We start from the raw sequence: 12,918 nt of genomic DNA, 5'->3' as shown, positions 1-12,918 counted from the left end.
GCACGCCCGGTTTGATGCAAGGAAGGGCCCCTTGTTAACGCCTGAGGTATAGAGGGGTCCCCTTCTCACCCCGCCGGGTGGCGGCCCGGCGAGCGACGCGCGCGGGTGCGCGGGGCGGGCCGCCGACCCGGCTGGGGCAGTCCGCCCGGTGGCGTTCACCGGATCGACACCGGTCGTCCCCGCTCGCGGCATCCGGGGCACCTACACAGAGCTCATGGCTGTTCTGCCCGTCGCTGGCGTTCCCCTGACGACCAGCGGATACACCGTGTCGATCGCCGACGACCCCCGCCAGGTCGCGGCCGCGCAGCGCCTGCGCCACGAGGTGTTCGCCACCGAGCTCGGGGCCACCCTGCGCCCCGGCCCGGTCGGCCTGGACGCCGACGACCTCGACCCCTACTGCGACCACCTGATCGTCCGCGAGGAGCGCACCGGCGCGGTGGTCGGGACGTACCGGCTGCTGCCGCCCGGGCGGACCCCGCGCCGGTACGCGGAGGCCGAGTTCGACCTCGCCCCGCTCGATCCGCTGCGGGACGTCCTGGTGGAGGCCGGCCGGTCCTGCGTCCACCCGGAGCACCGCTCCGGCGCGGTGATCAACCTGATGTGGACCGGCATCACCCGCTACCTGCACCTGCGCGGGTCGCGCTGGCTGGGCGGCTGCGCCTCCGTTCCGGTCGACGACGGCGGGCTGCTCGCCGCCGGCGTCTGGGAGCATGTCCGGGCCCGGCACCTGGCCCCGCCGCCGCTGCGGGTCCGGCCGCTGCGCCCCTGGCTGGCCGAGCCGCGAGCCGCCGACCAGCGGGCCGCCGCTCCGCAGGCCACCGCTCCGCACGCCGCCGCCCCCGGCGATCCGCGCGCGGCCGGGCGGGTCGCGCTGCCGCCGCTGCTGCGCGGGTACCTGCGCCTGGGCGCCTGGGTGGCCGGCGAGCCGGCGTACGACCCGGACTTCCGGGTCGCCGACTTCTACGTGATCTTCTCGCTGGACCGGATGAGCCCCCGCTACCTGCGGCACTTCCTCGGGGACGGGGGCGAGCGGTGACCGCCCGCCACGACCTCTGGCGACCGGTCTCCGGCTGCGACGCGGGCTGCCTGCCCGGCCCGGGGGAGACCGCCGCCGTCCCGGTCGCCCGCCGGCTCGGGCGGCTGGCCGCCGTGCTCCTGATGCTGGCGGCCGGCGCGTTGCTGGCCGGGCTGCTGCCGGTGCTGCCGGCCCGGGAGCGGCGGGCCGCGCTGCGTGGCTGGGCCCGGGGCGCGACCCGGGCGTTCGGCGTGCGGCTGGTGGCCCGGGGCCGGCTGCCCCGGCGGCCGTCGCTCGTGGTGGCCAACCACGCCTCGTGGCTGGACGTGCTCGCGCTGCTGGCCGTGGCGCCGGCCCGGGTCCTGGCCAAGCGCGAGGTGCGCCGCTGGCCGCTGGTCGGGCCGCTGGCCGTCGCGGGGGGCACCCTCTTCGTGGACCGGGCGCGCCCCCGGGCGCTGCCCGCCGCCGTGCGCCGGGTCGCCGCCGTGCTGCGCGCCGGTCACCCGGTCGCGGTCTTTCCCGAGGGTACGACGTGGTGCGGCGCGGCCCTGGACTGCCGACCGGGCGGCGGGTTCCGTCCTGCCGTGTTCCAGGCGGCGGTCGACGCGGGCGCGCCGGTCGTCCCGGTCCGGATCGGCTACCACCTCGCCGCCGCTCCCGCGCCCGGCCTTTCCTCCGCTCGGGCCGGCGGGCCGACGACCGTCGGCGCCTTCCTCGGCGCGGAGAGCCTCGGGCGGTCGGTCTGGCGGGTCCTCGGGGCCCGGGGGCTCACGGTGACGGTCACGGCCACCGCCGCGCTGCACCCGGGGCGGGACGCGGACCGGCGGCGGCTCGCCCGGGCCGCCGAGTCGGCGGTCCACCTCGTGCCGCCCCGGGCCGCCGCTCCGGCCGTCCCGCCCCGGGCCGCCGCTCCGGCCGTCCCGCCCCGGGCCGCCGCTCCGGCCGTCCCGCCCCGGGCCGCCGTCCCGAGGCTGCCGCTCGCGCCCGTGTCGCCCCGGGCCGCCGCCCCGGAGGTCGGCCTGGCGGCCTGACGTCCCTCCGACACGCGACAGTCTTGTTCAGTCGCGATGTATCGCGTTAGCCTTCCCCCGGAAGGAGCGCGCCGCCGGGGCGCGCCTGCCGGCGGGAGGATGCGGGAGGATGCATGCCCAGGTGGACCGTCGACCGCCCGCAGCGGCTCACCCTCGACGAGCCGGTCACCGCCCTGCACGTCCGGCTGGTGACCGGGCGGCTCAACGTCGTCGCCGCGGACGGCCCGGCCCGGGTGGACGTCACCCGGGTCAGCAGCCGACCCGTGATCGTCGAGCAGCGCGACGGGGTGCTGACCGTCCGGCACGAACGCCACCCGAGGACGCCCGGGCTGCGCTGGTGGCTCGGCCGGCTCGGTCGCCGCTTCCGGGCCGACGTCTCGATCGCCGTACCCGCCGACGTGCTGGCCGACCTCCGGCTGGTCGACGGCCCGCTGGTCGCCTCCGGCCTGCGCCGGGAGACGCGCGCCGACGTCACGTCGGGCCAGATCACCCTGATGGGCGTGCGGGGACGCACCGCCGCGAAGATCGTCTCCGGACCGGTGGAGGCCCTGGGGGTGGCCGGGGACCTGAGCCTGGAGACCGTCTCCGGGGAGGTGGTCCTCGCCGACAGCACCGCCGGCACGGTGCGCGCGCACACCGTCTCCGGCGAGATCACCTGTGACCTGGACAATCTGCGCGGCGGCGAGATCCAGCTGAGCACGATCTCCGGCGCGATCACCGTCCGGGTCCGCGAGGACAGCGACCTCGCCGTCCGCCTGCACACCACCGCCGGCCGGATCACCAGCGGGTTTCCCCAGGTGCGCGGCGGGGGTGGCCTCGGCGGCGTACGGGACAGCGCGGGGGTCCTCGGCACCGGCGCGGGTAGGCTCTGGGCGTCCGCGACCTCCGGCAGCATCGCGCTGCTCGCCCGTCCGGTCGACGACGACGCCGAGGAGCTGCCGTGACCGCCGTGTTCAGCCACGGGCGGCTCCGGCTCTACCTGCTCAAGCTCCTCGACGACGGCCCCAAGCACGGCTACGAGCTGATCCGTCTGCTGGAGGACCGCTTCCTCGGCCTGTACGCGCCGAGCGCCGGCACGATCTACCCCCGGCTCCAGCGGCTGGAGGCCGAGGGACGGGTGACCCACACCGCCGCCGGTGGCCGCAAGGTCTACGAGATCACCGAGGCGGGCCGGGCCGAGCTGCGCCAGCGGGCCGGCGAGCTGGCCACCCTGGAGTCCGACATCAGCTCCTCGGTGGCGGACCTGTCCGCCCTGGCCGGCGAGATCCGTTCCGAGGTACGCGGCTCGGTGCGCGACCTCAAGCGGGAGCTGCGCGAGGCGACCCGGCGGACGCGGCAGTCCCGGCGTACCCCGTGGGAGGCCGCGCCGCCCCCGGGCCCGGCGCGGTCCGCCGCCCCCACCGGCTCCTCGCCGCTGCTGGCCGAGCTGGACGACCGGTTGGCCACGTTCACCGTCGAGGTCGACGCGTTGACGCGGGCCGGTCGGCTCGACGACGTCCAGCTCCGCGCGGCGATCCGGGTCCTCGACGGCGCCCTGGACGGGCTGCGCCGGCTGCTCCGCTAGGCGGGCGACGAGCCGCTCCGAGTTCTCAGGGAGTTTCCAGCAACCGCCCAGCGCCGACGCAGCGAGGTCACGGATGATGGTCGGCATGGCCGCTACCCAGACCGAGGCGCGACTGCTCGTCGTCGAGGACGATCCCAACATCCTCGAACTGCTCTCCGCGAGCCTCCGCTTCGCCGGCTTCGACGTGGCCACCGCGACCAGCGGGAGCGCCGCGCTGCACGCCGCGAAGGACCACCGCCCCGACCTGGTGGTCCTCGACGTGATGCTCCCCGACCTCGACGGCTTCGAGGTCATCCGGATGCTCCGCGAGGGCGGCACCCGCACCCCGGTGGTCTTCCTGACGGCCCGGGACGCGACCGACGACAAGATCCGCGGGTTGACCCTGGGCGGCGACGACTACGTCACCAAGCCGTTCAGCCTGGAGGAGCTCACGGCCCGCATCCGCGCCGTGCTGCGCCGCACGGCCAGCGGCGACCAGACGCCGTCCCGCCTCACCTTCGCCGACCTGGAGCTGGACGAGGAGACCCACGAGGTGCACCGGGCCGGGCAGCGCGTGCAGCTCTCGCCCACCGAGTTCAAGCTGCTGCGCTACCTGATGCTCAACGCCAACCGGGTGCTGTCCAAGGCGCAGATCCTCGACCACGTCTGGAACTACGACTTCCGGGGCGACGACAACATCGTCGAGTCCTACATCTCCTACCTGCGGCGCAAGGTCGACAACACCCAGCCCCGGCTGATCCACACCCTGCGCGGAGTGGGATACGTGCTGCGCAAGCCGGCGGCGTGAACGCCGTCGCGCTGGCGAAGGGGCGGCTGCGGAGCGTACCGCTGCGGGTGAAGCTGGTGGCGGCGGTGCTGACGCTGGTCGCCGCGGCCCTGCTGGTGATCAGCTCCCTGACCACCTATTTCCTGCGCAACTACCTGGTCGCCCAGGTCGACGTCGAGCTGCGGGCCTCGGTCAACAACCTCGAGACGTACGTGAAGACCTCGCCCAACGGCAGTCCCGTCGTGCCCACCGACTACCTGCTGGTCGCCATGGACGTGAACACCGGCCGGGTCCGTGGCTACGAGTACGACGAGTTCCGGTTCCGGGTCGACGACCTGCCGGCCTGGCCGAACACGGCGGAGGGCTTCGCGGCCCTGGCCGACAAGGGCCCCCGGACGGTGCCGGCCCGGGACAGCGCGATGCGCTGGCGGATCCTCTACACCGAGCTGCCGACCGGGCAGATGGTGGCCATCGCGCAGAACCTCACCGACGTCGACCTGGCGGTCAAGCGGCTGGTCTGGATAGACCTCCTGGTCGGCGGGGCGGTGCTGATCCTCCTGGCGTCGATCGGCGCGGCGATCGTGCGGACCAGCCTCAAGCCGCTGGTGGAGATCGAGCGCACCGCCGCCGCCATCGCCGGCGGCGACCTGACCCGGCGGGTGCCCGACCCGGAGGACGGCGAGCCCTGCCCGACCTCGGAGCTGGGGCGGCTGTCCCGGGCGCTGAACACGATGCTGGCCCAGATCGAGGCCGCCTTCACCGCCCGCGCCGCCTCCGAGATCGCCGCCCGGTCGGCCGAGGCCGGCGCGCGGGACGCGGCCGCCGCCGCGCAGGCGTCCGAGGCGCGGGCCCGCCGCTCGGAGGAGCGGATGCGGCAGTTCGTCGCGGACGCCTCGCACGAGCTGCGTACCCCGCTGACCACCATCCGGGGCTTCGCCGAGCTGTACCGGCAGGGCGCGGCGCGGGCCCCGGAGGAGACCGCCGGCCTGCTGCGCCGCATCGAGGACGAGGCCGCCCGGATGGGGCTGCTGGTGGAGGACCTGCTGCTGCTCGCCCGGCTGGACCGGGAGCGGCCCCTCGCGCTCGGCCCGGTGGAGCTGCCGCTGCTGGCCGGCGACGCCGTGCAGGCCGCCCGGGTGGTGGCCCCGGACCGGCGCATCGAGCTGGAGATCGAGCCGGGCTCCGGGCCGCTTGTGGTGCTCGGCGACGACGCCCGGCTGCGGCAGGTGATCGGCAACCTGATGACGAACGCGCTCACCCACACCCCGCCGGACGCCTCGGTGACCCTGCGGCTGCGTACCGAGGCGGGGAACCTGGCGGTGATGGAGGTGGCCGACACCGGCCCCGGGCTCTCCCCGGAGCAGGCCGAGCGGGTGTTCGAGCGGTTCTACCGGGCCGACGCCGCCCGCACCCGGCGGGCCGGCGGGATGACCAGCACCGGGCTGGGGCTGGCCATCGTGGCGGCGCTGGTCGCCGCGCACCACGGCACCGTCGAGGTCGGCGAGACACCGGGCGGGGGAGCGACCTTCCGGGTCCGGGTGCCCCTGCTTCCCGACAGCGGGGACGACCCGGGCGAGTGACTTTCAGGGAACTTCCAGGCGGGTTCCAGGCTGGTCGCAGTGGCATGGGAGAAGGTGGATACATGACCGAGTACGAGACCGACCCGCAGCGGCGACCGGCGCCCTCCGACGCCGAGCCGTCGCACCCCACCGCCGAGCTGTCCCGCGTCGAGACCGGGCAGTCCGACTCCCCGGCCGTCGAGCCCGCCGCTCCGGCCGCGCCGACCGCCCACCCCACCTACCCCGGCCCCGCCGCGCCGGCCGCCGGGCAGCACACCCCCGCCGCCCCCGTCTCCGGGCCCGTCGCCCCTGCCCCCGTCTCGGGGCCCGTCGCCCCGGGTTCCGGCCCGCAGCCGTACGCCGGCCCGGCCACCCCGTCCGCGCCGCCGTACCCGGTGTCGGGGCAGCCGCAGCCGGCCGGGCCGTACCCGAACAGCCCCTGGCAGCCCCAGCACGCCGGGCAGCATTCCGCCGGGCAGCACTCCGGCTGGGCCGCGGGGGGCCAGCACGGTCCGGCGGCCCCCGGGTACGCCCCGCACGCCGGTGGTCCCGCGTACCCGGGCGGCCCGGTGCCGCCGCAGCACCCCGGCCAGCCGGTGCCGGCGTGGGCGCAGGCCCCGAAGCCGAGCCGCGTGGCCAAGCTGGCCGGCGCCGGGGTGGCGGTGTTCGCGCTGATGCTCGGCTCCGGCGTGGCCGGCGGCGCGCTCGCGCTCGCCATCGACGGCAACTCGGGCGGGATCACCCGCACCTACTCGGCCGCGCCGGTGCTCAACAGCGCCGACCTGCCGAAGATCGCCGCGTCCGTGCAGGACAGCGTGGTCTCGATCAGCACCGGCAGCGGCGAGGGCTCCGGGGTCATCCTCTCCGAGGACGGCTACGTGCTGACCAACAACCACGTGGTCGCCTCCGCCTCGGGCAAGACCGTCAAGGTGGTCTTCGCCGACGGCAAGTCCGCCGACGCCGAGATCGTCGGCACCGACCCGAAGACCGACCTGGCCGTGGTGAAGGCCAGCGGGGTCAGCGGGCTGAAGGCCGCCACGTTCGGCGACAGCGACGCGATGCAGGTCGGCGACCAGGTGCTCGCCCTGGGCAGCCCGCTCGGCCTGCAGGGCTCGGTCACCTCGGGCATCATCAGCGCCCGGGACCGCACCATCCAGGCCGGCGACAGCCAGCAGCAGCAGGACCCGCGCCAGGGGGTCAGCTCGATCGCCGGGCTGCTCCAGACCGACGCCCCGATCAACCCGGGCAACTCCGGCGGCGCGCTGGTCAACACCCGGGGCGAGGTGATCGGCATCAACACCGCCATCGCCACCTCCGGGCAGAGCACCGGCAACATCGGCGTCGGCTTCGCCATCCCGAGCAACAAGGCCAAGGACGTGGCCGGCAAGCTCCAGCGCGGCGAGAAGGTCAGCCACCCCTCGCTCGGGGTGAGCGTGAGCCCGGCCGAGAACGGCGGCGCGGTGGTCGCGTCCGTCACCCCCGGCAGCGCCGCCGAGAAGGCCGGCATCCAGCGGGGCGACGTGATCACCAAGTTCGGGGACACCGTGATCAACGACTCCGACGACCTGGTGGGCGCGGTCCAGGCCCGCAAGGTCGGCGACCGGGTCGAGGTGCAGTACCAGCGAAACGGATCGGCGGCGACGGGAACCGTGACGCTCACCGAAACGTCGTAACGACAGCAGACCTACCTCCTCCCGAAGGGCGGTGGGTGGCGGAGCCAAGGGGGTTGGCTTCGTCACCCGCCGCCCTTCCCCCTTCCCGGCCCCCGGAGCCGTCGCGGGCGCATGCCGTTCACCCGGACCGGGTGAGCCGCGCTCACCCCCCGGCCGTCCGGCCCCGCCGGTGCCGGGCCCGTTCCGTTTGGCCCGACCGGGGCCGGGAAAGCGCCGCAGATCACGCGCACTGGGACCACCGGGGAGGACTCGTGGCCGTGAACCACCTGCCGCTCGACCGCTCGGAGGAACGGCCGCTGCGGATCGCCATGGTGGTCCCGCCGTGGCTGACCGTGCCGCCGCCCGGCTACGGCGGCCTGGAACAGGTCGTCGCCGGCCTGGTGGACGCGCTGGTCGACCGGGGGCACGCGGTGACCGTCTTCGGGGCGGGCCGGCGGCACGGCACCCGGGCCGACTACGTCGCCACCTGCGACGACCTCCAGTACGACCGGCTCGGCGAGTCGCTGCCCGAGCTGGCCCACCTGGCGCACGTCGGCCACCTCGTCTCCCCGGCCGACTTCGACGTCGTGCACGACCACACCACGATCGGTCCGCTGGTCGCCGGCCGCCGGGCGGTGCCCACGGTGGCCACCGTGCACGGCAACCCGGTCGGCGAGTACGGCACCGTGCTCAGCGACACCGACCGGGGGGTCGGCCTGGTCGCCATCTCGCATACCCAGCGGCGGCTGAACCCGGGGCTGCCGTGGGTCGGCACCGTGCACAACGCGCTCGACGTCGCCGACGTGCCGCACAAGACCGCGCCGGGGCGTGGCCCGGTGCTCTGGCTGGCCCGGTTCAGCCCCGACAAGGGCCCGGACGTGGCGATCGGGGCCTGCCGGGCGGCGGGCCTGCCGCTGGTCCTCGCCGGCAAGTGCAACGAGCCCGCCGAGCGTCGCTACTACGAGCAGGTGGTGGAGCCGATGCTCGACGACGACGTGACCGTGGTGCTCAACGCCGACCGGGAGGCCGCGCTGCGGATGCTCGTCGACGCCCGCTGCCTGATCATGCCGATCCAGTGGGAGGAGCCGTTCGGGATGGTCATCCTGGAGGCGATGGCGACGGGCACGCCGGTGGTGGCGCTGCGCCGGGGGGCCGTGCCGGAGCTGGTCCGCCCCGGCATCACCGGGCTGGTCTGCGACCGCCCCGACGACCTTTCCGATGCGCTGCGGGAGGCCGACCGGCTGGACCCGGCCGACTGCGTGGCGCACGTCGCGGAGAACTTCTCCACGGCCCGGATGGCGCAGGGCTACGAGGCGGTCTACCGCGACTTCCTGCACGGGCTCGCGCCGGCGACGCCGAGCCGGCCGATTCCCGTGCCGGCCCGCTGACCCCCCGCCTGGGCGGGGGGCCGGTCACAGCCGGGCCGCCCCGAGCCGCTGGAAGGCGGTGTCGAGCTGGCGGGCGTACGCGGGGGTGATGCTGCCCTCGCGCTGCCGTTCGGCGACCTTGTCGCGGGCCCGCTGCACCGCGGCGGCCAGGTCGCCCGCGCTGTTGGCCTCGATGGCGTGGCCGAGCAGGTTGCGGATGTCGGTGCCGACGTCGACCCGGATCCCGCCGTCGGCCACTCCCGTGTCGATGAGCTGCCGGATCTCGGTGGCCATCTCGGTCACGCTGCCGCCGGACGGGGCGGGCGGCGTGGTCGTCGCCGCGGCCGAGGGGGTGGGCCGGGGCCGGGCGGGCGGCCGGGTCGTGGTCGGCGGCGCGCTCGGCGACCGGGTCGGCGCCGCTCCCAACGACTCCCCGGCCGGCGACTCGGTCGGCAGGGCGCGGGGCGGCGGGTCGGGCTGCTCGTCGAGCCTGGGCCACAGCAGCACCCCCGCGGCCGCCACCGCGGCCCCCGCCGCCACCACGGGCACCGCCCAGCGGCGGCGGGACCGGCCCGGCGACCCGGCGGGCTGCGGGGGCGTCGCGGGGCCGGGCGTGTCCCCGGGCGGCGGGGCCGGGGCCGCGCCGGGCGCGCCCCCCGGCGGGGGAGGCGGTGCCGGGGCGGGCGGACCGGCCGGGACCGGCGGGGCGACGATCGACGGCAGGGTCATCGTCGGGGCGAGCATGGTGGCGGCCTGCGGGTCGGCCGGCAGGAGCTGGTCGCGCAGCGCGAGGGCCACCTGGTGCGCGGTGGGGCGGTCCCGTGGCTGCCGGGACAGGCAGCGCAGGCAGATCCGGACCACCTCGGACGGCAGGCCCGGCACCTCCAGCGGCGGGGGTTCGTCGCCGCTCTCCAGCGCCGCGCCCAGCTGCTCCCAGGTGTCCGCCGGGTAGGGCACCTGCCCGGTCAGGGTCTCGTAGAGCAGCACACCGAGCGAGTAGATGTCGGTGGCCGGCTGCGCCGGGGCCCCGTCCAGCCGCTCCGGCGCGACGTACGCGGGCGTGCCGAAGGTGCCGCCGTCCTCGTCCTCGTCCGGGGCGCCGACGTGGGTGGCGATGCCGAAGTCGAGGACCTTCGCGCCGACCGGGGTCATCATCACGTTGGCCGGGGTGATGTCCCGGTGCACGATGCCGAGCCGGTGCGCGGCGGCGAGCGCCTCCGCCACCTGGGCGCCGATCTCCACCGCCTCCGGCCAGGGCAGCGGGCCCTCGGTCAGCCGGTATTCCAGCTCCTCCCCGGCGAGCAGCTCCATCACCACGAACGAGGTGATGCTGCCGTCCGGGGCGAGCGTCTCGCCGTAGTCGTGCACCGCCGTCACGTGCGGGTGGACGAGCTGCGCGGCGGAGCGGGCCTCCTCGCGGACCATGTCGCGGAACCGGGCGTCCGCCGCGAGCGAGGGGGCGAGCACCTTCAGGGCGACCGTACGGTCGAGAACCTCGTCGCGGGCCCGCCAGATGACCGACATGCCACCTGCGCCGATCTGGTCGATGAGTCGGTACCTGCGGGCCAGCAGCCTGCCGGCGTGCAGTGTTGCCATGACGGATCGCACCTGCCTGAGGTCGGGGCGGTATCAGGTTGCGCGAATGTGTCCGGCATGTCAACGCCCGTCCGGTCTCACCCGACCGACGCCTGGACGGCCGCGCCCGGGCACCGGACGGCCGGCGTGACCACGCGTGCCAGGATGAACGGCATGGTCAGCGGTCCGGTGGCGTTCGTGCTCGGCGGCGGGGGAGTCCTCGGCGCGGTCGAGGTGGGCATGCTGCGCGCCCTGTTCCGCGCCGACGTCCGCCCCGACCTGGTGCTCGGCACCTCGATCGGCGCGGTCAACGGCGCGCTCGTCGCGGCCGACCCGACCGAGGCGGTCACCGACCGGCTGGTCCGGCTCTGGGCGTCCCCCGAGGCCAGCGAGGTGTACGGCGACTCCGTCGCCCGGCAGCTGCGCCGCTTCGCCGCCCGCACCCACCTGCACTCGCCTCGGCCGCTGCGCCGGCTGCTGGAGGCCGAGCTGGGTGAGGAGACCACCTTCGCCGACCTGCAGGTGCCGTTCCGCTGCTGCGCGGCGCACATCGAGCGGGCCGCCGAGCACTGGTTCGACGCCGGCCCGTTGGTGCCGGCGGTGCTCGCCTCCGCCTCGGTGCCGGGGCTGCTGCCGCCGACCGAGATCGACGGGCAGCACTTCATCGACGGCGGGATCGTCAACTCCATCCCGATCGGCGCGGCGGTCGAGGCCGGGGCGCGGGAGATCTTCGTACTCCAGGTGGGCCGCATCGAGCGGGAGCTGACGCCGCCCCGACGGCCCTGGGAGATCGCCCAGGTCGCGTTCGAGATCGCCCGCCGGCACCGGTTCTCCCGGGAGATGGCGGCGCTGCCCGACGGGGTGCGGGTGCACGTGCTGCCTACCGGGGGGCCGGGCCCGCGCGAGGACAGCCCGTGGGCCTACCGGGACATGGCCGCGGTGGGGCGGCGGATCAGCCGGGCGTACACGGCCTCCCGCCGCTACCTGGCGACCCACCTGGACCGCTGATGCCGCTGCCGCCCCGATGGGTCCGCCGGTTGCTGCTGGCGCCCGGTGTGGTGCTGCTCGCCGTGGCCGTGGTGACCACGCTGCCGGTCTGGGCGTTCGCCGCCCTGGCGCTGTCCCCGCTGGTCCCTGGCCGGCTGCGACCGCTGCGCCTGCTCTGGATCGGCTGCGTCTACCTGGTCTGGGACGCGGCGGCGCTGCTGGCCCTGTTCGTGCTCTGGCTGGCCTCCGGCTTCGGGGTGTGGAAGCGGACGCCACCGTTCCAGCGGGCCCACTACGTGCTCGCCGGCCACTTCCTCCAGGTGTTCTTCTGGCAGGCCCGGTGGACGCTGCGGCTGCGCATCGACGTGGTCGGCACCGACCCCGACACGGCGCTGCCCGGCCGCCCGGAGCTGGTGCTCTGCCGGCACGCCGGGCCGGGCGACTCGTTCATCCTGATCCACGCGCTGGTCAACTGGTTCCACCGGGAGCCCCGGATCGTGCTCAAGGACAGCCTCCAGTGGGACCCGGCGATCGACGTGCTGCTCAACCGCCTGCCCAACCGGTTCCTCGCCCCGGCGGCCGACCGGCGGGGGTCGGTGAGCGAGCAGATCGGCCACCTGGCGACCGGCCTGGACGACGACGACGCCTTCGTGATCTTCCCCGAGGGGGGCAACTTCACCCCGCGCCGCCGGCTGCGCGCCATCGCCCGGCTGCGGTCGCGCGGCCTGGAGCGGATGGCGCTGCGGGCGGAACGGATGCGGCACGTGCTCGCCCCGCAGCCGGGCGGGCTGCTCGCCGCGCTGGACGCCGCCCCCGACGCCGGGGTGATCTTCGTGGCGCACACCGGTCTCGACCGGATGCTCACCGTCGCCGACGTGTGGCGGGAACTGCCGATGGACAAGCGGATCATCATGCGGTTCTGGTCGGTGCCCCCGGAGGAGATCCCCGCCGGCAAGCAGGAGCGCATCGACTGGCTGTTCGACTGGTGGTCACGCATCGACGAATGGATCGCGGCGCACCACGACGGGGGCGTCGACGGCGCGTAGGGTGCGCTGGTGGAGCAGATCAGCGTGGTGACGACCGTGGTGGACAGCCGCTCGGTCGCGGACGTGCTCGCGGCGGCCGCGGTCGCCGGTCGGCTGGCCGCCTGCGCGCAGGTGGGCGGCCAGGTGGACAGCACCTACTGGTGGCGGTCCGCGGTGGAGACGACCACCGAGTGGTCGGTGCTGTTCAAGACCGCCCCGGACCGGGTTCCGGCGCTGGTCGACCACATCCGCCTCAGCCATCCGTACGAAGTTCCGGAGGTGCTGGTGACCCGGGTGGACAGCGGCAACCCCGACTACACGGCCTGGGTGCACGAGCAGACCCGGCCCTGAGTACGCGCACTCTGGGTGGGGCTTGA

12 protein-coding genes are annotated in these 12,918 nt (G+C 75.6%); 11 read left to right on the top strand and 1 reads right to left on the bottom strand.

What is annotated here, in order from left to right; genetic code table 11:
• Positions 1-214: 214 nt before the first annotated feature.
• From ACVMYR_RS11235 to ACVMYR_RS11200, 8 genes are all read left to right on the top strand, one after another.
• The gene (locus tag ACVMYR_RS11235) at positions 215-1,036 is read left to right on the top strand and encodes a GNAT family N-acetyltransferase (protein WP_457121787.1); all 822 of its coding nucleotides are present in this window, start codon (positions 215-217) and stop codon (positions 1,034-1,036) included.
• Complete coding sequence (locus ACVMYR_RS11230) at positions 1,033-2,046, top strand: lysophospholipid acyltransferase family protein (protein ID WP_457121786.1); 1,014 nt, start codon at positions 1,033-1,035, stop codon at positions 2,044-2,046. The genes ACVMYR_RS11235 and ACVMYR_RS11230 overlap by 4 nt, the downstream gene beginning before the upstream one ends.
• Before the next feature lie 113 nt (positions 2,047-2,159).
• A complete protein-coding gene (locus ACVMYR_RS11225) occupies positions 2,160-2,990 on the top strand; it encodes a DUF4097 family beta strand repeat-containing protein (RefSeq protein WP_457121785.1) in 831 nt (276 codons plus the stop codon).
• Complete coding sequence (locus tag ACVMYR_RS11220) at positions 2,987-3,610, top strand: PadR family transcriptional regulator (protein WP_077938482.1); 624 nt, start codon at positions 2,987-2,989, stop codon at positions 3,608-3,610. Before ACVMYR_RS11225 ends, ACVMYR_RS11220 begins: the two co-directional genes overlap by 4 nt.
• Before the next feature lie 85 nt (positions 3,611-3,695).
• Positions 3,696-4,397 (top strand): response regulator transcription factor, encoded by a 702-nt coding sequence (locus ACVMYR_RS11215; protein WP_043966583.1) that lies wholly within the window; start codon positions 3,696-3,698, stop codon positions 4,395-4,397.
• Positions 4,394-5,956 (top strand): sensor histidine kinase, encoded by a 1,563-nt coding sequence (locus ACVMYR_RS11210; RefSeq protein WP_077938483.1) that lies wholly within the window; start codon positions 4,394-4,396, stop codon positions 5,954-5,956. The genes ACVMYR_RS11215 and ACVMYR_RS11210 overlap by 4 nt, the downstream gene beginning before the upstream one ends.
• A gap of 62 nt (positions 5,957-6,018) precedes the next feature.
• Positions 6,019-7,608 (top strand): trypsin-like peptidase domain-containing protein, encoded by a 1,590-nt coding sequence (locus ACVMYR_RS11205; protein WP_457121784.1) that lies wholly within the window; start codon positions 6,019-6,021, stop codon positions 7,606-7,608.
• Positions 7,609-7,916: 308 nt separating this feature from the next.
• The gene (locus ACVMYR_RS11200) at positions 7,917-8,975 is read left to right on the top strand and encodes a glycosyltransferase family 4 protein (RefSeq protein WP_457122041.1); all 1,059 of its coding nucleotides are present in this window, start codon (positions 7,917-7,919) and stop codon (positions 8,973-8,975) included.
• A gap of 24 nt (positions 8,976-8,999) precedes the next feature.
• Here ACVMYR_RS11200 and ACVMYR_RS11195 read toward each other — a convergent pair whose 3' ends face one another.
• Positions 9,000-10,550, bottom strand: coding sequence for a serine/threonine-protein kinase (locus tag ACVMYR_RS11195; RefSeq protein WP_457121783.1), 1,551 nt, complete (start codon positions 10,548-10,550; stop codon positions 9,000-9,002).
• 153 nt (positions 10,551-10,703) lie between these two features.
• Between ACVMYR_RS11195 and ACVMYR_RS11190 the strand changes: the two genes are divergently transcribed.
• Genes ACVMYR_RS11190 through cutA form a run of 3 tightly spaced genes read left to right on the top strand, consistent with a single transcriptional unit; the run spans position 10,704 to position 12,892 of the window.
• Positions 10,704-11,537 carry a patatin-like phospholipase family protein gene (locus ACVMYR_RS11190; protein ID WP_077938487.1) on the top strand — a complete coding sequence of 278 codons (834 nt, stop codon included), beginning with the start codon at positions 10,704-10,706 and terminating at the stop codon, positions 11,535-11,537.
• Complete coding sequence (locus ACVMYR_RS11185) at positions 11,537-12,562, top strand: 1-acyl-sn-glycerol-3-phosphate acyltransferase (protein ID WP_077938488.1); 1,026 nt, start codon at positions 11,537-11,539, stop codon at positions 12,560-12,562. The genes ACVMYR_RS11190 and ACVMYR_RS11185 overlap by 1 nt, the downstream gene beginning before the upstream one ends.
• Before the next feature lie 9 nt (positions 12,563-12,571).
• Complete coding sequence (gene cutA / locus ACVMYR_RS11180; RefSeq protein WP_074472721.1) at positions 12,572-12,892, top strand: divalent-cation tolerance protein CutA; 321 nt, start codon at positions 12,572-12,574, stop codon at positions 12,890-12,892.
• Positions 12,893-12,918 lie beyond the last annotated feature (26 nt).

The sequence above is a fragment of the Micromonospora sp. PTRAS2 genome, from assembly GCF_054052245.1.
The sequence above is the reverse complement of the archived record's forward strand: the minus strand, read 5'-3'. Positions and strand labels throughout refer to the sequence as shown.

Coding starts and splice junctions, on each gene's coding strand:
- ACVMYR_RS11235 (WP_457121787.1), top strand. CDS start 215: ATGGCTGTTCTGCCCGTCGCTGGCGTTCCCCTGACGACCAGCGGATAC.
- ACVMYR_RS11225 (WP_457121785.1), top strand. CDS start 2,160: ATGCCCAGGTGGACCGTCGACCGCCCGCAGCGGCTCACCCTCGACGAG.
- ACVMYR_RS11215 (WP_043966583.1), top strand. CDS start 3,696: ATGGCCGCTACCCAGACCGAGGCGCGACTGCTCGTCGTCGAGGACGAT.
- ACVMYR_RS11205 (WP_457121784.1), top strand. CDS start 6,019: ATGACCGAGTACGAGACCGACCCGCAGCGGCGACCGGCGCCCTCCGAC.
- ACVMYR_RS11200 (WP_457122041.1), top strand. CDS start 7,917: ATGGTGGTCCCGCCGTGGCTGACCGTGCCGCCGCCCGGCTACGGCGGC.
- ACVMYR_RS11195 (WP_457121783.1), bottom strand. CDS start 10,550: ATGGCAACACTGCACGCCGGCAGGCTGCTGGCCCGCAGGTACCGACTC.
- ACVMYR_RS11190 (WP_077938487.1), top strand. CDS start 10,704: ATGGTCAGCGGTCCGGTGGCGTTCGTGCTCGGCGGCGGGGGAGTCCTC.
- ACVMYR_RS11185 (WP_077938488.1), top strand. CDS start 11,537: ATGCCGCTGCCGCCCCGATGGGTCCGCCGGTTGCTGCTGGCGCCCGGT.